Here is a 23,509-nt window from a genome sequence, read left to right as displayed (position 1 = left end):
GCCTTGATTCAAAAAACGGGGGAGGTATAATTTGCCCAAAAAGCGCGTTCCAGGAAATATAGCTTTGCCTTGATTCAAAAAACGGGGGAGGTATAATAAATCGCACACACCATTAATGTAACCGTTTGCTTTGCCTTGATTCAAAAAACGGGGGAGGTATAATTTTAACGAGCTCGTCCACCACCAACTGCATGCTTTGCCTTGATTCAAAAAACGGGGGAGGTATAATCGCGGTGATTTCAAGCAGATTGGGCAGGCAGCTTTGCCTTGATTCAAAAAACGGGGGAGGTATAATTTCTGCTGCTCTCCTCTCAATTCCATTTTGGCTTTGCCTTGATTCAAAAAACGGGGGAGGTATAATACTGGTCGAGTCACAAAAGTAGGTCCGACAGCTTTGCCTTGATTCAAAAAACGGGGGAGGTATAATAGAGTTGCCTTGCCTGTCGAGGGAAAGCCAGCTTTGCCTTGATTCAAAAAACGGGGGAGGTATAATGTTGCCGACGCGTGCATCACGGTGAAACTGCTTTGCCTTGATTCAAAAAACGGGGGAGGTATAATACAACTGTCAGGTAACATGATCCGGACACTGCTTTGCCTTGATTCAAAAAACGGGGGAGGTATAATTCCCAAATCCTTACCCACTCGACGCCGTTAGCTTTGCCTTGATTCAAAAAACGGGGGAGGTATAATTTTTGGAACTTCAAGACCTCGTGAACGCCGGCTTTGCCTTGATTCAAAAAACGGGGGAGGTATAATCTCTCCCAATCAGTATCTAAACGCCATCTCGCTTTGCCTTGATTCAAAAAACGGGGGAGGTATAATGCGGCAAGCGATTTAACTCTAACGCTGATTGCTTTGCCTTGATTCAAAAAACGGGGGAGGTATAATGTCTTAAACTTTGTATTAGATTTTCTAATAGCTTTGCCTTGATTCAAAAAACGGGGGAGGTATAATTAACCAACTCATCCACCACTAATTTCATGGGCTTTGCCTTGATTCAAAAAACGGGGGAGGTATAATCGTGATTGCTCATGTTCAACGCCTTTAGTGGCTTTGCCTTGATTCAAAAAACGGGGGAGGTATAATAAGCCGGTGGTGGCCTGGACGGGAGTATCAGCTTTGCCTTGATTCAAAAAACGGGGGAGGTATAATGCGATTCAAAATCTGCACCAAAGATTTATCGCTTTGCCTTGATTCAAAAAACGGGGGAGGTATAATAGGAACGGGCGCGCCTGGCCAAGGAGCAGGGCTTTGCCTTGATTCAAAAAACGGGGGAGGTATAATATGGATGCGTGGTCATGGATTCCGGTTATGCTTTGCCTTGATTCAAAAAACGGGGGAGGTATAATTTGCCAAACACTCGGCGAAAGTCTCCACAAGCTTTGCCTTGATTCAAAAAACGGGGGAGGTATAATACGACCGGCTTGGTTCAATCAATACCAAGCGCTTTGCCTTGATTCAAAAAACGGGGGAGGTATAATTTTGCCCCGATACACGACCGGCAAATGTCGGCTTTGCCTTGATTCAAAAAACGGGGGAGGTATAATACCGCCAAAAAGACACCGAGCGCAACCAAGGCTTTGCCTTGATTCAAAAAACGGGGGAGGTATAATTCCGGGCCCGTTGATTAACCGCGCACTTTCGCTTTGCCTTGATTCAAAAAACGGGGGAGGTATAATAAACGCAGACCGAGAAAATGCCAGGTTGACGCTTTGCCTTGATTCAAAAAACGGGGGAGGTATAATGCCGTCGTCTGTCGAACATTGCCCAACTGCGCTTTGCCTTGATTCAAAAAACGGGGGAGGTATAATGGCTACCGCCGCCAAGAATTGAGCAGTAGCGCTTTGCCTTGATTCAAAAAACGGGGGAGGTATAATTCAGGCGGTGAGTTGAATGGAATGAGTGCAGCTTTGCCTTGATTCAAAAAACGGGGGAGGTATAATCCCACGGATTCAACTTGATTGCCAAATTAGCTTTGCCTTGATTCAAAAAACGGGGGAGGTATAATACCCCACCCCCGCGCTTGTATCATATGACCGCTTTGCCTTGATTCAAAAAACGGGGGAGGTATAATCTTAACATTCGCAATGTCACCCCAGCCGAAGCTTTGCCTTGATTCAAAAAACGGGGGAGGTATAATCTCCGCCCCATCCGCCGGGCAACTCAAAGCGCTTTGCCTTGATTCAAAAAACGGGGGAGGTATAATGACATTGCGGTTGACAATCCGCTGCCCTCGGCTTTGCCTTGATTCAAAAAACGGGGGAGGTATAATTGGCACGATATCCACCGACAGTCCCCCATAGCTTTGCCTTGATTCAAAAAACGGGGGAGGTATAATCCAGCGGCGAGCAGGATTGCGTCCGGCGCAGCTTTGCCTTGATTCAAAAAACGGGGGAGGTATAATTTGGTGTAGCTCTCCAATTCCCACTTGTTAGCTTTGCCTTGATTCAAAAAACGGGGGAGGTATAATCGGATGGAACCAAACGTGTTTTGATTTGGTGCTTTGCCTTGATTCAAAAAACGGGGGAGGTATAATTCAGGATTTGTTGGTTGGTCAGAACCAGTTGCTTTGCCTTGATTCAAAAAACGGGGGAGGTATAATTACATTGGAGGAGGGAAGGCCTCATGGGAAGCTTTGCCTTGATTCAAAAAACGGGGGAGGTATAATAAACTAAAGTTTGCTGCGGTATGGGCTGGGGCTTTGCCTTGATTCAAAAAACGGGGGAGGTATAATAACTGGCGTGATGAAAACACAGGTCGTGTGGCTTTGCCTTGATTCAAAAAACGGGGGAGGTATAATAATACCTTGCAAAATATCTTACAAAATCTAGCTTTGCCTTGATTCAAAAAACGGGGGAGGTATAATCGAAAATACCATGTTTGGGGTGGCGTATAGCTTTGCCTTGATTCAAAAAACGGGGGAGGTATAATCTTTGTCCAGTATTTCGTCAGCAATCAATCGCTTTGCCTTGATTCAAAAAACGGGGGAGGTATAATGCTATCAATCCTAACATCCCTGCAATGCGTGCTTTGCCTTGATTCAAAAAACGGGGGAGGTATAATCAATCTTCAATTTCCATGGCCGCTGGTCATGCTTTGCCTTGATTCAAAAAACGGGGGAGGTATAATGCGTGAAATTTCAATGAAGTGGCGGCTTTTGCTTTGCCTTGATTCAAAAAACGGGGGAGGTATAATACGTCCCGGCAATGCGTTGCACGATACCCAGCTTTGCCTTGATTCAAAAAACGGGGGAGGTATAATAACATTGTTTTTTTCGTCAAATTTTTGCTTTGCCTTGATTCAAAAACGGGGAGGTATAATTGCCCAAAAGAAATAAAATACGAACCAACGCTTTGCCTTGATTCAAAAAACGGGGGAGGTATAATCCAGGTTCGGTGACAGCATCATCCTTAAAGGCTTTGCCTTGATTCAAAAAACGGGGGAGGTATAATCTGCATCGCCAATTGCCACACCATATTGCGCTTTGCCTTGATTCAAAAAACGGGGGAGGTATAATGACACCGGTGTAAAAACGTTTTACACCGGTGCTTTGCCTTGATTCAAAAAACGGGGGAGGTATAATATTTGGTTGCGGGGGTGGATTCGAGCCCATGCTTTGCCTTGATTCAAAAAACGGGGGAGGTATAATCTTGATGCGGAAGGTAACCGTCTGTTGGGGCTTTGCCTTGATTCAAAAAACGGGGGAGGTATAATAGCGCTATTAACACAAAGCTTGACAAGTTGGCTTTGCCTTGATTCAAAAAACGGGGGAGGTATAATGCCATGTCGGGCCGATTCACATTATCGGCTGCTTTGCCTTGATTCAAAAAACGGGGGAGGTATAATCAGTCTCGTAGTCGATTGCGGCCCACATCGGCTTTGCCTTGATTCAAAAAACGGGGGAGGTATAATCCACACCCCGATGGGAGTTCGCAGCGACCGGCTTTGCCTTGATTCAAAAAACGGGGGAGGTATAATGGGATGGCGTCACTCGATACTCAGTTGTATGCTTTGCCTTGATTCAAAAAACGGGGGAGGTATAATACGTTGTAGTGATGACAGAGCAGGTGAATGGCTTTGCCTTGATTCAAAAAACGGGGGAGGTATAATGGTAACCAACTCATGGATCACCAACTCGTAGCTTTGCCTTGATTCAAAAAACGGGGGAGGTATAATAATTTGGAGATAACGGCTGGCGGCACCAGTTGCTTTGCCTTGATTCAAAAAACGGGGGAGGTATAATCCTGGGCGCGGGAGACCTGGCGGAGCCTGTGCTTTGCCTTGATTCAAAAAACGGGGGAGGTATAATTGGTTCGACAACTGGCCGACGTTCCTCTATGCTTTGCCTTGATTCAAAAAACGGGGGAGGTATAATTTCAACACCAGCACATCGTTCAATTGCAAGCTTTGCCTTGATTCAAAAAACGGGGGAGGTATAATCCGCTTTCAGCCAGCCCCACACGTATCCTGCTTTGCCTTGATTCAAAAAACGGGGGAGGTATAATGATAATGTGAATCGGCCCGACATGGCATTGGCTTTGCCTTGATTCAAAAAACGGGGGAGGTATAATGTCATGGAGGTGGCAACCGCGCAGCAGCCGGCTTTGCCTTGATTCAAAAAACGGGGGAGGTATAATATGTATTTTTCGACGAGTAACAAGGTGTGCGCTTTGCCTTGATTCAAAAAACGGGGGAGGTATAATGGTTCGACCGATTGTGTGACGCTCGGACCCGCTTTGCCTTGATTCAAAAAACGGGGGAGGTATAATAAACTAAAGTTCGCGGCCGTTTGGGCTGCAGCTTTGCCTTGATTCAAAAAACGGGGGAGGTATAATTAATCTGACGACGTTGAAACGGCAGCTGTTGCTTTGCCTTGATTCAAAAAACGGGGGAGGTATAATTATTTTTTTTCTCAGCGAGGGTTCCCATAGGCTTTGCCTTGATTCAAAAAACGGGGGAGGTATAATAAACTCAGTTCGTCCCTGTTTATCAGAGCCGCTTTGCCTTGATTCAAAAAACGGGGGAGGTATAATTTGGACTTGGACAACAACACCTGCATTGCAGCTTTGCCTTGATTCAAAAAACGGGGGAGGTATAATCATTGCTCAAGGCCTTCCCTGCATATTGCAGCTTTGCCTTGATTCAAAAAACGGGGGAGGTATAATATCGAGAGCTTCGCCCGCGCTTGTGCTCACGCTTTGCCTTGATTCAAAAAACGGGGGAGGTATAATCCAAACCGCGGCCTGCTGGCATTGAGGTTCGCTTTGCCTTGATTCAAAAAACGGGGGAGGTATAATCGCATCCGACATCTCTCCCCCCTAACTCGTGCTTTGCCTTGATTCAAAAAACGGGGGAGGTATAATGGACTACTCAAGTACAACCAACAACTCCTCGCTTTGCCTTGATTCAAAAAACGGGGGAGGTATAATATTTGGTTGCGGGGGGTGGATTGACCCAATGCTTTGCCTTGATTCAAAAAACGGGGGAGGTATAATAATTGAATTGGGGCATTGGTGCGAGAGTAAGCTTTGCCTTGATTCAAAAAACGGGGGAGGTATAATACGAAAGGAAAAAAGAATGAAGACATTTGGCTTTGCCTTGATTCAAAAAACGGGGGAGGTATAATGAACAGCAGGCTGCCGTGATCGATTGATCTGCTTTGCCTTGATTCAAAAAACGGGGGAGGTATAATGCTCGCCGCCCGCCGCATTCAGTGCCGCCTGCTTTGCCTTGATTCAAAAAACGGGGGAGGTATAATTCTTCAATCCCTGAATTGATGGCCCCGCTTTGCTTTGCCTTGATTCAAAAAACGGGGGAGGTATAATCCCTCACATTATGGGGCTGCCACCAAGCCCGCTTTGCCTTGATTCAAAAAACGGGGGAGGTATAATCGCACAACCCAAAGCACACCGCGCCCCCAAGCTTTGCCTTGATTCAAAAAACGGGGGAGGTATAATTCGGGCCTTCCGGGGCGCGGAGCGGCGCGGCTTTGCCTTGATTCAAAAAACGGGGGAGGTATAATCCAGCGCCTCCTACATGGCGCGAGTCACCTGCTTTGCCTTGATTCAAAAAACGGGGGAGGTATAATCGCCGGACGGGACGGTGTACCGGGTGAGGGGCTTTGCCTTGATTCAAAAAACGGGGGAGGTATAATTGGAGGTGCGGAAGAAAAAGCGCCAACTGGGCTTTGCCTTGATTCAAAAAACGGGGGAGGTATAATTCAATGTCGTTGTGTCGGTGCGCCTCGCGCGCTTTGCCTTGATTCAAAAAACGGGGGAGGTATAATATGCCGTATCTCCGCGCAGCACAATTCAGGGCTTTGCCTTGATTCAAAAAACGGGGGAGGTATAATATGCTCTGGATGCGGCGGTGTTGGCGCGGTGCTTTGCCTTGATTCAAAAAACGGGGGAGGTATAATCCACTTGAAGCGGTGAATCCGATTGCAACTGCTTTGCCTTGATTCAAAAAACGGGGGAGGTATAATGGGACCAATCTCATCTATCGCGTGTTGCCTGCTTTGCCTTGATTCAAAAAACGGGGGAGGTATAATGCCTTCAGCGCGGCCTCGATCCCCAATCTGGCTTTGCCTTGATTCAAAAAACGGGGGAGGTATAATAATTTTATATTAGTCCCAGTTGGCCCTTCTGCTTTGCCTTGATTCAAAAAACGGGGGAGGTATAATCGTGGGCTTGCGCGGGGCGGACATTCCTGTGCTTTGCCTTGATTCAAAAACGGGGAGGTATAATAGAAACAAAAAACAACCGTTGTGCGCCAAAAGTAACTGTTACCCGGCGCGGGGTGGGCAGGGGGCCCGTTGCGCCAAAAAGGGTGTTACCCAAGTTGACCCCTCATTTGAGAACAAAGAAAGCCGCCGGACGCAGTCCCGCCGGCCTCCCTTGTTCCCGTTTCTTGGGGAAATTCCCGTACTCCAAGACGCCTCCGAATTCAAGCCGTTAGTCGCCGCCGGGCTTCAATCGCCTGCTTCTGGCGTTCGATGTCCCGCCCCAGTTGGAAGGGATTGAGCGTGGCGTGCAGCGCCCGCAAGCGCGCCTTGGTTTCGGCACTGACTTCCGCCGCCGCCAGCACCCGGGCGTAGGGCGTTTGGGGGACGCCATACTGCCGCACCATCCGCCCCCGCTCCGAGACTTACCCTCCAGCTTGAGGGTCGGCAGGAAATGATTGAGCAACGGCTCCAACGCCTCTTTGCAGAGGGTGTTGATGAGCGGCGTGACCGCCGGGTTGTCGTAACGCCCATAACCGAAATGCTGGCGCACCCGCGTCCAGTTGCGCTGCTCGACATGGGCGTTGTCGTTCTTCTGATAGGGCCGGGCGCGGGTGAAGAGCACCGGCCGGGGACGCTGCCCCAGGTAGGCCACCAGGTGATGGTTGATGAACTCGCCCCCGTTGTCGGTGTCCACCCCGCAGGGCAAAGGGCAGGCTGGCCTCCAGATCGCGAATCTGCGTCAAAGTGGCGTGCTGGCTGCGGTTTTCCAAGGCGCGCAGCCCGGCCCAGTCGGTGCTAATATCCACCCCATCCAGCATCCACAGATGCCGGTCATCCAGACAGCCGCCGCATAGGGCCACCGTGTCCAGCCCAGCCAGCCGGGGCCGGTCTCGGTCCACTCGCCGCGCAGGGGGATGCTCTGACGCAAGAGGCTGCCGGGCCGGGTGCCGGTCGGCCGCCGCCCGCCCGCCGCAGCGGGGCCAGCAAACGATCCAAGGTGCGCGCACTGATACTCAAGAGCGCCTGGCGCAAATCCGGGTCCAGGCGGCGATGATCGGTTTCATAGGCGGCCAGCCACTCGGGAAGCAGGGCACGCAGCCGCACCCCGCAGGGTTGGAAGGCCGCCTGCCAGATCGGCCGAATCACCGGCAGCAGCGTCTCCGGGTGGTAGGTCTTCGGCCGCCCCAAAACCAAGCCGGGCGCCCGTCGCGCCGACGGCCCGGCCCGCAGCGCCCGAATGGTCGCCTTGCGATGGTAGCCCAACAGGGCGACGGCCTGGTCGAGCAGTTGGGCTTTGTAGAGTCGCCCGGCCCGGGCATAGCGCCGACGCAGCTGGGCCAGGACTTCTTGACGAGTGTTTTGACTCATTTCGGTGTTCATGGCTCGGTAACACCGACTTTTGGCACAACGACCAGTTTCCGCCAACCGGTCAGCCCCGCCTGGGTAACAATCTTTTGGCGCAAATCGCAGGCAGCGGCGAGGGCAGTGCTTTGCCTTGATTCAAAAACGGGGAGGTATAATAACTCGGGACTGCTGCGGCTGGGACAGGGAGCTTTGCCTTGATTCAAAAACGGGGAGGTATAATAACGTCACCAACCAAATCTGGATGCCGAATGCTTTGCCTTGATTCAAAAAACGGGGAGGTATAATCCGCCATCCGCGAAGACCTCGGCGCCTCCGCTTTGCCTTGATTCAAAAACGGGGAGGTATAATGGGTTTGCAGGGCGGATGCATGGTTCAGTAGCTTTGCCTTGATTCAAAAACGGGGAGGTATAATGTGACCCAGATTCAATCCTGCCCATGACGAGCTTTGCCTTGATTCAAAAACGGGGAGGTATAATCGGCACCCAATGGATTCAATGCCGTCAGCAGCTTTGCCTTGATTCAAAAAACGGGGAGGTATAATATGTCTGTGGGATGGACTGGATGGACTGGAGCTTTGCCTTGATTCAAAAACGGGGGAGGTATAATCGAAATACGTGGCATTGCGAGGAATCGCAAGCTTTGCCTTGATTCAAAAACGGGGAGGTATAATGTCAACATAAACTCATGATGAAATATGGTTGCTTTGCCTTGATTCAAAAACGGGGAGGTATAATAACATTCGGACAACCAGTGTATGACAGCGAGCTTTGCCTTGATTCAAAAAACGGGGAGGTATAATCCGATTGACCGCCTCCCGCCCCACTCGCTGGCTTTGCCTTGATTCAAAAACGGGGAGGTATAATCCGCGCCAAAATCTTGTGCGTTGTGATGCGGCTTTGCCTTGATTCAAAAAACGGGGAGGTATAATGGCGGGTGCAGAATGGTGTGGTGACTGGAGGCTTTGCCTTGATTCAAAAACGGGGAGGTATAATGCTTTTGCTCATCACCCTCACCCGCGCCATGCTTTGCCTTGATTCAAAAACGGGGAGGTATAATCAACTGCCGAAGCCAGAAGCTCCAAGCTTCGCTTTGCCTTGATTCAAAAAACGGGGGAGGTATAATAAAAAGGCATCGGACACTCGGCCCGATGGCTTTGCCTTGATTCAAAAACGGGGAGGTATAATGTTATCAAAAACCACTTCGTGCCCAGGCTCGCTTTGCCTTGATTCAAAAACGGGGAGGTATAATCTGCTGCCGTATCAGCGCGCTTGGGTTGATGCTTTGCCTTGATTCAAAAACGGGGAGGTATAATAACCCTGCCGGAATATACCGCGCTCAACTCGCTTTGCCTTGATTCAAAAACGGGGAGGTATAATTTTCGGCTTGTTCTTGCCGAATTCCTCACGCTTTGCCTTGATTCAAAAAACGGGGGAGGTATAATCGAAAGTTGCAACTGGCTTGGTATAAGCCGGTTGCAGTTTTTTGGGTGCTGGGGTTGTTGGCGCACACATGGCAGCATGGTGGACGGGCGGGGCATCGTTTGGTGGTGAAAGCGATGCCCCGGGTGGCTTGGCTTTGAGGGTGATGCTTCGCCGGTGACGTGATTTTTTACCAGAATTGCATTTGTTCTGGCATGGCTTCAGGGTCGGTGGGAGCGGCTGGCGAGCCGGTAATGACAAAGGAGCGTTCCCATTGGGCGCGGGTGACAAAGATAGCGCGCACTGAGCCTTCAGGGGGAATGGCCTTTCTAAGGCGTTCGAGGTGGGTTTCCTGGCGGGCGAAAGAGACGCAGGGGCGGGCATAGACGCTCAATTGTACCATGAGGTAGCCGTCGTCGAGGAGGAATTTGCGAAAATCGGTGGCCGCCTTGCGCTGTTTGGGGGTCAGCACAGGGAGGTCGAAGGCAACGATGAGCCAGCCCATTTTGTACTTCTCCGTATCCATTATTTCAGCAGGAAGCCCTGTCGGCCGACTGCGCGCAGCGGTCTGGCGCCTCAGGAAAGCTGCTGGTTTGTAATTTTTTCAACTTTGGCAAAACCATTTTTGGTCAGCCAGGGGCGGTAATATCTGGTTTGTTTTTCCACCACCGCCCGGCGGAAGCCGCGGATTACGCCTTCCAGGCAGCCGTGAATGTCCAGGTTGAAGCCGAGGTATTCCACGCGCTCGATGGCGAAACCGGTGACCCATTGGCGGAATTCCTTGGTGACTTCCCAAGCGGTGGCGTGGGGGTGGTTGAGCATCCACTGGATGACGCGCCAATCCACGCAGGGGCGGAAGGGTTCCATGAGGTCATAAGCCAGGGGGGTGCTGCGCTCGCGGGTGGCGTGCGAGATGCCAAAGGTTGGGTCCAGCCCCAGGGCAAAAAGTTTTTGGAGGGTGGCGGAGAGGAGGACGGCATATCCATAGTTGAGCAGGTTATTCCAACTGCCTGCATGGCGTCCACGATTGAAGTCGGGCGTGTTCAGGGCGGAGCCTAGGATTTGCCAGTAATATCGGGCACAAAAGGATTCCTTGTGAGGTTTGCGGCTGCGAGCGGCGGTGCGCAAGTCGGGCAGGCGTTCATGGCGGGGGGCCAAGGACTCGGCCAGGGCAAGCTGGTTCTGGCATTTGGCCTCGATGGTTTTTTGCCAAAGGGCGGCGCGCTGATGTTCGCTGAGGGCGATTTGTGCGCGGCAAAGCAGCGTGTCGGTGGCCCTCCGGGCGGGGAGGACGAGACTGGCGGGCTTGAAGGCCTCGCACAAAATGAGGGCCACGCCATGTTTGGCCGCCTGCAGGAAGAGATGGCTGTGGATGGAGGCGGAGAAGCTGGTAATGATAATGGCGGCCACATCTTCCAGCGGCAGCTTGCGTTCGGAGTCAGCCGTTTTGCAGACGAGCTGGCCGTCGCGACAACTGATGGAGCATTGCGGAGAGTCTATGTTGACGATGTGATAGGACATGCTGCAATTCCGACGTAGCTGGAATCGAGAATTTCCATTGCGTTTTTTACAAGGGTTGCAAGTTTTACATCTCTTTTAATTCCAACTCCCTTGCTTTCGACTTTAACCCGATCTGGTGCGATTATGTCCAAAGTCATGGCTGCTTTCACACTCGCAATACGCCACACGCCTTCGTACCTACCATCGGGCACTCGAATAAGCTGCCCGTTACGCAAAACGCGGACGGGGCGGTTTTGGTTTTGGCGGCGCAGGGCCTGGAGCTGGTGCCAGACTTTGTGGAAACGGATGATGGTGGGCTGAGGGTCAAGGGCGATGCCAAAGTTGTCGCCAATGATTTTGACGGCCTTAAGTTTTTTGAGTTTGCCCGGGGAGCCGGGTTCGGGGTTCAAGCCGATGAGTTTGGATTTCTCGACTTCTTTGTACACCCAGCGCCAGGTTTTGGTTTCATGCAAGACGGTGCCGGACTGGGCATCTGCCGAAGAGATGCGCTTGCGGCACACGATGAGGACGGTGTCATCTTGGGGTGCGGGGATTTTGACCTTTTGGGCTTCAAACCAGCGGCGCAGGCGCTTGGCGGAGGGGTGGGAGTCCTGGGGGTCGAAGACGCGATAAACGGTTTCCTCGGCCGGCAGGCCGGACATGTCTTTGGGGATGTGCTGGACGACGCGGCGCTCGGCGAGGCGCTGGCGCAATTGTTCTTTGAACGCGGCGGGCAGGTCACGGAGGACAACTTCACCGTCGTTGTTGAATTGGCATAGGCCGCGGGTGGCGTGGGCGAGCTGTCGTTGCTCGGCGGAATTGAGACGGCGTTTGAGCAGGAGGCGCCAGAAGTGGCCATCGCGGGGGAGGTAATGGCTGGCGAGGGCGAGGGTGCAGGCATCCAAGGCGTGGTGCAGGTGAGTGATGCCGCGGATTTCATCCTTTGTGCGGACGTGGCCGGATTCGTCGAGGACCTGGGGGTTGGCCAGGCTGAGGCATCCCAGCAATTGCCAGCCGCGGCGGATGAAGGCAGTTACGCTGCCGGGGAGGGAGGTGATGACGGGTTTTTGCTCGAGTTCAAGATAGGGACGTTGCAACAAAGCGGCGCCCAGACGGACCAACTGGGAGGTTTGGGTCAGGTCACGGGGGGTGAATTCCTCCTCGACATAGTCGCGGAGGAGGAGGAGTTCTTTGCGGCGTTTTTTACGGCGTATATCTTCTGCATGTCCTTTGCGGGTATCCAGGCTTTCCACCCATTGGCGGTATTGGCTGACGGTGCGGATGGTGAGGTCGGGGCGTCCTTCCACGGTGCGGCCTTGGAATTCCTCAATGAACGCCAGGGCGGTGCGTTTGCCTTTCATGCGGTTGACTTCCGGGAAGGTGATGACGAGGGAATCCAGGCTGTCGCTGGCGCGTTGACTGCGCGGGATGACGTGGTCTTTGTCCACGCCCTTTCTGGCCAGGGTAATGGCATCGTAATCTTTGCCGGTGTAAGGGCAGGTCCAGTCCAAATCCATGGCGATGCGCGCCTTGCGGATGAGGCCGGCGGTGATGCGGATATTGTTCCCTTTGAGGTCTTCCTCCAGTTTTTTGACGGCTGATTTAAAATGGGCAAGGCGCTGGCCCAGGTCTTGTTCCTGCTCTTTGCGGGTCATGCCGGAGTAGTCGCGCAATTCGCGGTTGACCTCGATGGTGATGCGTTTGATGCGCGATGGGTCCTCATTGGCATAGGCTTTGAGGATGTCCTGGTGGAGGCGCTCGAGGATTTTGAGACGATGGCGGACGAGATGGTTGTTGGTTTGTTGGTCAATGCTGCGTTGGATTTGGGCTTCGCGGATGGCTTCATCGCGGTAGAGGCAACCGTCTTTTTCCTTGGGGTGGATGCCTTTTTCCATGACGTCCTGCCATGCCTGGCGCATGACTTCGCGGGTGTAAGGGGCGCGGGCGCTGGGGAGGTCGGCATGGAGGCGTTGTTTGAGCCAGTCCTCCACGGTGTGGGTCTGGCCACGTTTCTTCTTGGTATTTTCCTGGGCGGCAAAATCCTGGAGGGCTTGCTGGAGGCGCCGCCGTTCTTCTTCCGAGGCGTTTTTGCAAAGCTCTGCCAAGGTAATGCTTTTACCATGGCGTAACTGGCCGATGGCGCGTTTTTGGAGCCGGATGGGCAGATGGGGCCAAATTGCGATTAGGAAGGGCTGCGAAAGCGCCTTTTTGACCGGGTCAAGGACGAGCATTTTGTCGGCATCCGGCGGCATGAGCATCTGGTCCAGGTTGTCGGGCTGGTTGTGGGTCAATTCTCGCACGGCTTTTTTGAATTCGTCCTTGGTCAGGAAGCCTTTGGCCTCCATTTTTTGGTGCAGGGTTTGCCGTTCTGTTACGGATAGCGGGCGCACATGGCCGTTGCCGGCCTGGGAGATTTTGACGTTGGCCAGGAGCATGGCCCAGCGGAAGCGCAGGAATTCCGGACATTTGGCGGCGGGCACTTTGGCGGCTTTGGTGGCGCGGTGCTCGGCCTCTTTGGGGTCTTGGGTTTCCTGGAGGGTTTGCTGAAAAACTTTTTCAAAGGTGATGGGGCAGGAGGAAATGATGCGGTTATCGAAGCGTGGGACAAGCTGGCCAAAGAGGAGGCCGCCGTGGTAGCGCTCCGGCAATTTAATGGACGGACAACCAATGGCTTTCCAATCGCTCATCAGCGCATGTATGAAAGCCTGATTGAGCTGGGGAAGGCGATTTTTGTGACGTTCGAGGATGTCCAGCACTTCAGCTTCCACAATTTCGCGTGGGAAGGCGGCGTTCAGGCCCTTGGGACGCTGGTCGCCAGGAAGATGGCAGGAGCGTTTATTGCCGAGGGGGTCCAGGCCGCAAATGGCGCAAATAGTTTCGGCCATGGTGCGGGTCTGATGCTTCTCCAAAAGATGCCGGGCATTTTGCACTTTTTCCGCATCTTCTTCTTCCCCGTGCTCCTGGCGGCTCCAGAGGCGGTTGGCGTTGTAACCGCGGTTGTGGGCATACCAGCGGAGGACGTCCCACAACTCCGGCCAGGAGAGCAGGGGGCCACCGCGGAGGACGCGGGCGGCCAGGAGCCAGGGCCAGGCGCAGCCGGGCTTGTCCAGTTGGTGCGGTTTGAGGACGCCCAGGTGCGCGAGCAGGGATTTCAAGCGGGCGATGCGTTGCCGGGTGGCGCGGATGTGGCGGCGCTGGCGGCGGTAATCGCGGCGTTTTTTGGCCAGGCAATCGTCGGCGCCGAAGATGACCACGCCGCAGCCCAGCAGGGCTGGGGTGGGCAATTCATCGTTGGCCGGGGATGGGGAGTTGACCTCCTGGAGGACGGCCCAGCCGATGGAGCTGTGGCCGACGTCAAAGGCCAGTTCGAGGTCGGGTTGGGAGGGAGTATTTTTGTGGTTGCTTTGCATAAAGGGATGAGGTAGAGTGTTAATGAATCAAGACAAAGTTAGATGCGTGCAGACCGGTTCCCTGCGGCCAAGCCGCACACCGGGTTTGAAGAGCATCTCATAAAAAATCGCCGGTTCCCCGCCGGCGATTTTTTTATGGTTGCATGCGGAGTGCTCTGCAGAGCGACCGTGGCACGACGGCAGGAGTCGGCATTTGATTACTGGCGCGGTGCATCCCATGTTTTTTTTCAATTCAGGCTATGAGGCCCAGTCAACCATTGTTGGGCCGATTTGGCAACCGCAAAGCGTGAGGGGAGATTTGCGTGGAGGTGGCATGTCACCGCCATCACGCGGCATCTGCGCATGGTGGTAGGAGGTAAGCGGGAGCGCGGACGGAGGTGAGGGCGCTGAGAATCCGCTGCGGTGTCAGCGGCCCTTGGTGCAAATGGAGGTTTTGGGGGTGGATTTTGCATTCAGGCATTGCAATTTTTGGTTTAGCTTGTAACCTAAGTGTAACAACCATCCATCAGACGCATGAAAACATTGGCGCAACGGCTGGCGGCAGTTTTTGCCGGTCTGACCCTCCTGTTTGTCCTCAACGTGCCGTTAACTTTGCCCGCGGCGGATGTGGTAATCAGCGAGTTTATGGCCTCCAATGGGGGGCTGATTACCGACGAGGATGGAGATAGTTCCGACTGGATTGAGCTTCACAACATCAGTTCCAACACGGTCAATTTGTTGAATTGGGCGTTGACGGACAGCGCGAATAATCTGAATCGCTGGCGCTTCCCGGCGACCAATCTGGGACCGAATCGGTTTATGCTGGTGTGGGCGTCGGGCAAGAATCGGCGGGAGCCGGGCAGCCCGTTGCACACGAGTTTTCGCCTGTCGGCTGAAGGGCGGTTCCTGGCGCTGGTGCGGCCGGACGGGACGATTGCCAGCCAGTACACGCCCAGTTATCCCCAGCAATTTCAGAATGTCGGTTATGGTTTGCCGATGTTGGTGACGAATTATGTGTTGGTGGGCACCAATGCGATGGCGCGCATCCGGGTGCCGGTGGATGATGCGTTGGGCACGAACTGGCTGCGCGAGGATTTTGATGACAGTGGGTGGGCCACAGCGGGCAATGGGATGGGCTTTGACACCGGCAGCGGAGGCGGCAGCGGGGGAGCGCAGGTCATCTTGAATGCGGGGCCGCGGATGTATTATCGGTTTAATGAACTGAGCGGTACCACGGCGACCAATGCAGCCACCAACCTGTACCACGCCACTTACAATGGGGTGACGCTGGGGGCGGCCGGGGTGCGCCCGCCGGGGCAGCCGGGTTTTGATGCCAACAATACCTGTGCTTCGTTCAATGGCTCCAGCTCGTATGCCACCGCGGGCAGCGCGATGATTGTGAATGCGACGGCTTTCACCATGATGGCGTGGATTCGTCCCACGGCCACTCCGCGCGCGCGGGATGGGTTGTTTGGGCAGAATGACAGTCTGGAATTTGGCTGGCTTAATCCGGGCACGCCGCAGATTCACTTGTACACCCCCAGCGGGAATTTTTCCTGGAGTTATCCTTATCCCATTAACGAGTGGCATCACGTGGCGGCGGTGGGCGATTCCACGGGCATCCGGTTGTTTGTGGACGGGGTGCAAGTGGCCTCGGGCACGGGTTCGAGCAGTTATGGCACGAGCGCCTCGCCGTTTAACATTGGGGGTGGCGGGATTTTGGATGCCAACGGCAATTACTTCGCCGGTGACATTGATGAACTGGCGGTGTGGCTGCGGGCATTGAGCGCCACGGAAATCAACCAGATTTACCAGGGGGCCTTGACGCCGCTGAGCATCAGCAACCTGGTGCGCGCCGATGTGCGCGGCGTAATGCTGAACCAAAATGCCACGCTGTACACGCGGTTTAAGTTTACGATGAATGACCCGTCCTCGGTGGACAAGTTGCTGCTGCGCATGCGTTACGAGGATGGTTTTGCCGCGTTTTTGAACGGGCAGTTGGTGGCTTCGGCGAATGATCCGGAGACCTTGACGTGGAATGCCACGGCGCTGGCCGATCGCGGCAAGGCACAGGCCATGGTGTGGGAAACGTTTGATTTGGCGGATTATATTTCGCTGCTGCGTCCGGGCACCAACGTGCTGGCCATTCAGGGATTAAACGACTCGGCCACCAGCGGGGATTTCCTGCTGGAGGCGGAACTGACCTACTCCTCCGCGGGGAATTATGAGGCTACGCCCCGCTATTTTATCACGGCCACGCCCGGCGATTTCAACGGGGTGGGCACGCGGGATTTGGGGCCGGTCATCAGCAACAACGATTTTTCGCCGCGGCCCCAGCCTGATCCCAACCAGAACCTGACCATCACGGCGAAGGTGACGCCTACTTTCAGCGCCGTGTCCAACGTGCTGCTGTATTACCGGGTGATGTACAACAATCAGAGCGTCATTTCCATGCGCGATGATGGGGCGGCGGGGGATGCAGTGGCGGGGGACGGCATTTACACAGCGATCATTCCGGGCGCCACCAATGGGCAGATGATTCGGTGGTATTTCCAGGCGCAGGATGTGCAAGGGCGTTCATCGCGGTGGCCCTTGTTCCAGGACCCGCTGGGTTCGGCGGAATATTTTGGCACGGTGGTGGCCGATCCCAATTTGACGAGCAAGCTGCCCATCATTCATCTCTTTGTTTCCAACTACACGGCCAACGTGGGGGTGGATGATCCCAACAAGACCGGCGGGCGGGCGTCGGTGTTTTACGACGGGGAGTTCTATGACAACATCTTCATGCGCGTAAGGGGTAATACGACGCGGTCTTACACCAAAAAATCCCACCGCCTGGAGTTTAATCGCGAACAGCCTTTCCGGCACCCCGGGCCCGGGGGTGGGAGGCTGCGCAAGACCTCTTTTGTGGCGGACTGGCCGGACCCTACTTACATGCGACAGGGGTTGTCGTTCTGGTTGTGTGAAATGTTTGGCTCGCCGGCGACCTTTTACCATCCGGTGCGGCTGCAAATGAATGGTGCGTTTTACCAGTTGGCCAATCATAATATTTTGCATGGGGAAGAGTTGTTGGAGCGGCTGGGCTGGGATCCCAATGGCGCGCTCTACAACTCCGCCGGGCAGGTCACGCCAAACAAGGCCAGCACGGGGGGCTTCGACAAGAAGACCCGCCGCTGGGACACCACTGATGCCGATTATTTGGACCTGGCCAATAAAATTGCGGAGTCCGTGCCCACGGAGACCCGGCGCATCAATGCTCTGGATTTGTTCGACGTGCCCAACGTGCTCAATTACCTGGCAGTGGCGCGGTGGGTGCATGAAAACGACGACGTCTGGGCCAACATGACCCTGTATCACGACAACGACGGCGATGGGCTGTGGCGCATCATTGGTTTTGACATGAATCTTTCGTGGGGGGCGATTTACGCGGAAGGCGACGCCTCGTTGTACAATGGGGTGCAGGCCACCAATGACAATCACAAGGCGCATCCGTTGTATGGATCATCGCAGACTTTGGCGCTCAGCGGCCCCGGCGGCGCTTATAACCGGGTTTATGACACCTTCTTCCTGGTGCCCCAACTGCGGCAGATGTACTTGCGGCGTTTGCGCACGTTGATGGACACATGGATTTTGCCGCCGGACGCGCCGCCGGGTGCATCACCCGTGGAACAGCGCATTTATGCCTTGCGCGATTACATGGCCGAGGAGGCGATACGCGACCGCGCCCGCTGGGGCTGGCCGGCGGTGGGCGGCCAGAATAATTTCACGCCCGGCATTGATATTTACACGGGGGTGCAGCAAATGATTGAGCAGTTCTTTTACGCCCGCCGTCGGCATTTCTTTGGCAAGCATTGTGTGACGAACACCGCCTTGCCCATTGGTATTACCAAGACGAGCAATGCCGGCATCCCGTTGCCGCAGCCCACCAATGCCGTGTTGGATATTTTGGATTGGGAGGTGAATCCGGCCTCGGGTAATCAAGACCAGGAATATATTTGCATCACCAATCGCAACAATCTGGCGCTGGACATTTCGGGCTGGCGCTTGCAGGGGGGGGTGCGGTTCACCTTTAAGCCGGGCACGGTAGTGCCTGCCACCGGCGCGGTGTATGTGGCCCGTAGCATTGTGGGCTTCAAGTCCCGTGCCACGGGGCCGCGGGCGGGGCAGGGCTTGTTTGTGGTGGGAGGGTATGACGGCCAGCTTTCGTCCTGGGGCGATGTTATTCTGTTGTCTGATGATCGTGGGCGTTTGGTCAGCTCCAACAGCTATCCGCCTTCGCCGAGTCTGGCGCAGCAATTCCTGCGCATCACGGAAGTCATGTACAACCCGCCCGCGGTGGCCGGGGATTCCACGTACAAGGAGGAATATGAATTTGTGGAGCTGAAGAATATCAGCACCAATGTCACTTTGGATTTGAACGGCATCCGATTCACCACGGGCATCGAATTCAATTTTACTGGCAGCAGTGTGACCTCACTGGGGCCGGGCGAAAAAGTGTTGGTGGTGAAAAATCGCGGGGCCTTCACCAATCGTTACGGGGCGGGTCTGCGGATTGCCGGCGAGTACAGCGGCTACCTCAACAACGACGGGGAAACTCTCCGTTTAGTGGATGCCACGGGCGAGAAAATCCTGGAGTTTACTTACAACAACAATTGGCAGCCTTTGGCGGACGGCTTGGGTGCCTCCTTGGTGGTGGTCAATGACTTGGCGGACTGGCGGGCGTGGGAAAATCCGCAGCAATGGCGCACCAGCACCAGTGAAAATGGGTCTCCTGGCCAGGATGATTTGGCTCCGCCGTCGTTGCTGCCGGTCTATGTGAACGAGGTGATGGCTAACAGTGGCTCGGCGGGTGGCGATTGGGTGGAATTGTACAATCCCAATCCGACGGCGGTGTCCGTGGCAAATTGGTACCTGAGCGATGACTTTAATGCGCCGCGCAAATATCGTTTCCCGACGGGTGCCAGCATTCCTGCGTATGGTTATTTGGTGGTCACCGAGGCGCAGTTTAATCCCAATGGACAGGGGTTTGCCTTTGGCGCGGGCGGGGATGATGTGTACCTGTTCAGCGGCAACAGCGCCGGCCAACTGACCGGCTATTACCACGGTTTCACTTTTGGCGCGTCGCCGGTGGGAGTGACGTTTGGGCGGCACGTGACCGAACTGGGCGAGGAGCTGTGCGTGTTGCAAGCCTCCAACACCATGGGCGCAGCCAACAGCGGGCCGCTGTACAGTCCGTTGGTGGTGAATGAAATCATGTATCGGCCGCCGGACTTGTTGCAATTTGATCCTGTCGGTTTCAATCCCTCGATGTATGTGCCGGTGGATAATACCCGCGACGAGTTCATTGAGTTGTGGAATACCACGACGAATGCCATGGTCTTGGGCAGCCCGACAGGCACCAATGCCTGGCGTTTGCGGGGTGGAGTGGATTTTGATTTCCCCACCAATGCCGTCATTCCCGCCGGGGGGTATGTGTTGCTGGTGAATTTCGACCCGGCTGACAGCGCCATGGCGGCGGCCTTCCGTTCCATGTACCAGGTGCCTGAAGAGGTGGCACTTTTTGGCCCATACCAAGGCAAGCTTAACAACGATACTGATATCATTCGGTTGCAACAATTTTATCAGGGGAATTATGTGTACATGGACGCCTTCACTTATTGGGACAATTTGCCGTGGCCGTGCGGCGCTGATGGCAGTGGGCGGTCCTTGCACCGGTTGTCGGCGCGTGAATTGGGCGCTGACCCGCTCAATTGGGCGGCGCAACCGCCCACGGCCGGCGGGCCTTCGGTGTCGCAGCCTCGGGGGCTGGCATCCTTGGTTGCGGGGCCGGCATCGGTGGCCATCGCCACCAATGGCACCGCGGTGCTGTCGGTGGATGTCTGCTCGCATTATCCGGTGACTTATCAATGGCGGTTTAATGGCCAGAATATGCCCGGGGAGAATAATTCCGTGCTGGTCATTGCCAATGCGCAATTGAGTCAGAGCGGTTATTACTCGGTGGTGGTGTCGAACCAGGCCGGGGCTTTTGAAACGGCCCCCGCCTGGGTCTCGGTGCAGGTGCCGCCGGTGATCGTGGAGCAGCCGGCGAGTCAGGCGGTGTTGGCGTTTAGCGATGCGGTGTTGCGGGTGGGGGTGGAGCCGACGCCGCCGTACTGGGTGCAGTGGCGGTTGAACGGGGCGAATTATTATCTGAGCACGAATTTGACGCTGGTGTTGACGAATGTGCAGAAGGGGCAGCAGGGGCAGTGGCAGGCGGTGGTGTGGAATGCGGCGGGGGTGGTGACGAGCGCGGTGGCGAACCTGGTGGTGAACGTGCCGGCGCGGGTGGTGGGGCCGGTGGGGGAGGTGGTGGCGACCAATGGGAACACGGCGGTGTTGCGGGCGGTGGTGGTGGGGAGGCGCCGGTGGGGTACCAGTGGTATTTTGAGGGGCGCCGGTGGGGGATGGGCGACGGCCAGTGGGACGAATGTAGTGTTGAGTTTGGCGAATGTGCAGGAGGGGCAGGCGGGGCGGTACTGGCTGGTGGTGAGCAATGCGTATGGGATGGACACCAGTGCGGTGGGGCGGTTGGTGGTGTATGTGCGGGCGGGGTATGCGGTGCAGCCGGTGCATGAGCTGGTGACGCAGGGGGAGGAGTTGGTGATGCGGGTGGTGGTGACGGGGACGCCGCCGTATCGGCTGGTGTGGCAGCGGCAGGCGACGCCGGTGTGGACGAACGACACGTGGGTGGGGAGAGTGTGTTGCGGTGGGGGCGGATGTTGTTGCAGGAGGCGGGTTTGTATCGGGCGGTGGTGACGAACATAGCGACGACGGGGGGTGGGTTGTCGAGCAGTTTTGGCAATGTGACGGTGGTGGAGCCGGTGGGGGATCGGGAGGTGGTGTTGGGGAGCAATGTGGTGATCCGGGCGGTGGTGGCGGCGGTGGGGAGTGTGAGTTACCAGTGGCGGCGGGAGGGGACGAATGTGCCTGGGGCGGTGGGGACAGATTGGTGTTGAGTCCGGTGGTGGCGGAGCATGGGGGCAGTGGAGTTTGGTGGTGAGCAATCCGGCGGGGCGGGTGAAGGAGTATCCGATGCGGCTGGTGGTGCGGGAGGGGCGGTGGGGCCAGGGGTGGTGGTGGGGCCGACGAATGTGAGCGGGCCGGTGGGGGCAAGGCGTTGTTGCGGGTGGTGGCGAGCGGGACTGAGCCGTTGAGCTACCAGTGGTGGCGGGAGGGGACCAACGCGGTGGTGGGGGACGAATGCGTTTTGGGGTTGTTGGGTTTGGGGGCGAGCAATGTGGGGGCGTATGTGGTGGTGGTGAGCAATGCGGCGGGGGTGGTGACGAGCGGGGTGGCGGTGGTGAGTTTGGAGGAGGGGCCGCGGGTGGTGGTGGGGCCGAGCAATGTGGTGGTGCGGGTGGGGGTGAATTGCGGTTGGGGGTGGTGGCTGGGGAGTGAGCCGTTGAGCTACCGGTGGTATCGGGAGGGGTGTTGGTGGTGGGGGCGACGGGGTCGGAGCTGGTGGTGGCGAGTGTGGGTCTGGGGGATGGGGGGAGTTATTGGGTGGTGGTGAGCAATGCGTATGGGGTGGTGACGAGCGGGGTGGCGGTGGTGACGGTGGAGGGGAGTGGTGGATGTGGATGGGGACGGGTTGCCGGACGAGTGGGAGGTGGCGCATGGGCTGGTGGTGGGGGTGGACAATCGGGATGGGGATTTGGATGGGGATGGGATGAGCAACTGGGAGGAGTACGTGGCGGGGACGCATCCTGGGGTGCGGGAGAGTGTGATGCGGCTGGGGGCTGGCGGGGTGGTTGGGGGAGGGGGTGGTGGGTTGACGCTGCGGTTTGAGGCGGTGTCGAACCGGGTGTATGTGGTGGAGTATTTGGGGAGTTTGGGGGGGACGAACTGGCTGACGCTGGAGAGTGTGCCGGCGGCGGGGAGCAACCGGTGGGTGGAGGTGCCGGTGCAGAGCGGTGGCAGTGGACAACGCTATTACCGCCTGGGCGTAACCCTGCCCGGCCCATGATTGAGGCGCAAGAGGAGAAGACCAAAATAGCAGGTTGAATCCACCTGAGATGCTTGTTTCAGGTGGCCCGATGGCGCTGCCGGTACTCGCGCGGGGTGCAACCGAAGGCACGGCGGAATGCCTGGTTGAAGCGGCTGAGGCTGCCAAACCCGCTGTTCAATGCCACATCCAGAATTAATTCATCGGTGGTGGCCAGCAGGCGTTGGGCATGGGAAAGACGGTGTTGGATGACGTATTCCAAAGGGGTGGTGCCGAACACGCGGCGAAAGACGCCGACGGTGTAGTTGGGGTGCAAGCCCGCGGCGCGGCTGATATGCTCCAGCGTCAGAGGCTCGGTGTAATGTTGGGCGATGTAGGCGGCCATCTGCTCGGCCCGGCTGAGATGGCTTTCGCTTAAAACCGCCGGGGTGGGGTGCCGGGAGGGGGGACTTGCCGTGTCCGGCGCTGGCACGTTCAAGGCCAGCCGCCGCAAGCGCGCCTCAATTTCCAAGAGGGTAATGTGGCGTCTTTCCTCGGACGGGGTGGCCACATCCTCCAGCCAATTCCGAAACAAGGTGGCATCCGCCGCGGCGCGGGATGGGTCTGGTTCCATAATGAGGTGGCCGTGCATGATAAGGTGGGTAAAATGCTCTGGCAGACGCCATTGCAGAAACCAGACCAAGGGGATGGTGGAAACGAAGTATTCCGTCAGCCCTTCAAAGTGGATGGTATTGTGGGGGATGCCGGCCCAAAAAACCGCCAAGCGTCCCGCTGGCACCATCACCGTTTGGCCAAATAAGAGGTAGGTGACCTGGCCGGTTTCCAGGAAATTGAGTTCAATTTCGTTATGCCGGTCGGGACGCTTGATGATGCTGGCCTCCCACCGCACGCAGGTGAAACCGTACGGCTCGAAGTCCTTGCGATTGGCATTGAAACGCATCATACCGGCTAAATCTTAATATCCTGCAAGTTTTTTTGGAAATAAAGGGAGAAATCTTTGGGGAAGGAGGGATAATTTTAGATTTAGCAAATCATCCATCAGCCCAGAAAGTGCCATGCAATGAGGTTATTGGCTGGGCGAAGGGTGGCTACCCCAACGGGGAATGCTTTTAACGCGCCGCCTGTTGGG

The 23,509-nt window shown here is 55.6% G+C and carries 10 protein-coding genes and 1 CRISPR repeat array (1 of these 11 only partly in view); of the genes, 4 read left to right on the top strand and 6 right to left on the bottom strand.

The genetic code is table 11. From position 1 onward, the window contains the following. A CRISPR array of direct repeats spans positions 1-6,682; the repeat unit is 36 nt; unit sequence GCTTTGCCTTGATTCAAAAAACGGGGGAGGTATAAT (it extends 1,257 nt beyond the left edge of the window). A gap of 263 nt (positions 6,683-6,945) precedes the next feature. From NXS98_RS09010 to cas9, 5 genes are all read right to left on the bottom strand, one after another. After that, positions 6,946-7,128 (bottom strand): hypothetical protein, encoded by a 183-nt coding sequence (locus tag NXS98_RS09010; RefSeq protein ID WP_283844628.1) that lies wholly within the window; start codon positions 7,126-7,128, stop codon positions 6,946-6,948. A 427-nt stretch (positions 7,129-7,555) separates the two neighbouring features. Beyond that, on the bottom strand, positions 7,556-8,104 hold the full coding sequence (locus NXS98_RS09005; protein WP_283844626.1) for a hypothetical protein: 549 nt from the start codon (positions 8,102-8,104) through the stop codon (positions 7,556-7,558). Between the two features lie 1,593 nt (positions 8,105-9,697). Next, on the bottom strand, positions 9,698-10,033 hold the full coding sequence (cas2, locus tag NXS98_RS09000) for a CRISPR-associated endonuclease Cas2 (RefSeq protein WP_283844625.1): 336 nt from the start codon (positions 10,031-10,033) through the stop codon (positions 9,698-9,700). A 50-nt stretch (positions 10,034-10,083) separates the two neighbouring features. Further along, on the bottom strand, positions 10,084-11,028 hold the full coding sequence (gene cas1 / locus NXS98_RS08995) for a type II CRISPR-associated endonuclease Cas1 (RefSeq protein WP_283844624.1): 945 nt from the start codon (positions 11,026-11,028) through the stop codon (positions 10,084-10,086). Further along, positions 11,004-14,417 (bottom strand): type II CRISPR RNA-guided endonuclease Cas9, encoded by a 3,414-nt coding sequence (gene cas9 / locus NXS98_RS08990; protein ID WP_283844623.1) that lies wholly within the window; start codon positions 14,415-14,417, stop codon positions 11,004-11,006. The genes cas1 and cas9 overlap by 25 nt, the downstream gene beginning before the upstream one ends. Before the next feature lie 513 nt (positions 14,418-14,930). Between cas9 and NXS98_RS08985 the strand changes: the two genes are divergently transcribed. The 4 genes from NXS98_RS08985 to NXS98_RS17790 all read left to right on the top strand — a co-directional run bounded on the left by NXS98_RS08985 (position 14,931) and on the right by NXS98_RS17790 (position 22,401). Further along, entirely contained in the window at positions 14,931-21,191 is a 6,261-nt protein-coding gene (locus tag NXS98_RS08985) for a lamin tail domain-containing protein (RefSeq protein ID WP_283844622.1), read from the top strand. Beyond that, positions 21,185-21,391, top strand: a complete 207-nt coding sequence (locus NXS98_RS08980; RefSeq protein ID WP_283844621.1) for a hypothetical protein — start codon at positions 21,185-21,187, stop codon at positions 21,389-21,391. The genes NXS98_RS08985 and NXS98_RS08980 overlap by 7 nt, the downstream gene beginning before the upstream one ends. A 173-nt stretch (positions 21,392-21,564) precedes the next feature. After that, positions 21,565-21,948, top strand: a complete 384-nt coding sequence (locus tag NXS98_RS08975) for an immunoglobulin domain-containing protein (protein WP_283848201.1) — start codon at positions 21,565-21,567, stop codon at positions 21,946-21,948. Between the two features lie 54 nt (positions 21,949-22,002). After that, on the top strand, positions 22,003-22,401 hold the full coding sequence (locus tag NXS98_RS17790; RefSeq protein WP_425499906.1) for a hypothetical protein: 399 nt from the start codon (positions 22,003-22,005) through the stop codon (positions 22,399-22,401). Positions 22,402-22,459: 58 nt separating this feature from the next. Here the strand turns inward: NXS98_RS17790 and NXS98_RS08965 are convergent, their stop codons facing one another. Next, on the bottom strand, positions 22,460-23,323 hold the full coding sequence (locus NXS98_RS08965) for a helix-turn-helix domain-containing protein (protein WP_283844620.1): 864 nt from the start codon (positions 23,321-23,323) through the stop codon (positions 22,460-22,462). Positions 23,324-23,509 lie beyond the last annotated feature (186 nt).

Source organism: Fontisphaera persica, assembly GCF_024832785.1.
In the GTDB taxonomy this organism is placed as follows: domain Bacteria; phylum Verrucomicrobiota; class Verrucomicrobiia; order Limisphaerales; family Fontisphaeraceae; genus Fontisphaera; species Fontisphaera persica.
The sequence above is the reverse complement of the archived record's forward strand: the minus strand, read 5'-3'. Positions and strand labels throughout refer to the sequence as shown.

Bases quoted from the DNA above. Each gene is read 5' to 3' on its own strand.
- NXS98_RS09010 (WP_283844628.1), bottom strand. From the start codon at position 7,128: ATGGTGCGGCAGTATGGCGTCCCCCAAACGCCCTACGCCCGGGTGCTG.
- cas2 (WP_283844625.1), bottom strand. From the start codon at position 10,033: ATGGATACGGAGAAGTACAAAATGGGCTGGCTCATCGTTGCCTTCGAC.
- NXS98_RS08965 (WP_283844620.1), bottom strand. From the start codon at position 23,323: ATGATGCGTTTCAATGCCAATCGCAAGGACTTCGAGCCGTACGGTTTC.
- NXS98_RS08985 (WP_283844622.1), top strand. From the start codon at position 14,931: ATGAAAACATTGGCGCAACGGCTGGCGGCAGTTTTTGCCGGTCTGACC.
- cas9 (WP_283844623.1), bottom strand. From the start codon at position 14,417: ATGCAAAGCAACCACAAAAATACTCCCTCCCAACCCGACCTCGAACTG.
- NXS98_RS09005 (WP_283844626.1), bottom strand. From the start codon at position 8,104: ATGAACACCGAAATGAGTCAAAACACTCGTCAAGAAGTCCTGGCCCAG.
- cas1 (WP_283844624.1), bottom strand. From the start codon at position 11,028: ATGTCCTATCACATCGTCAACATAGACTCTCCGCAATGCTCCATCAGT.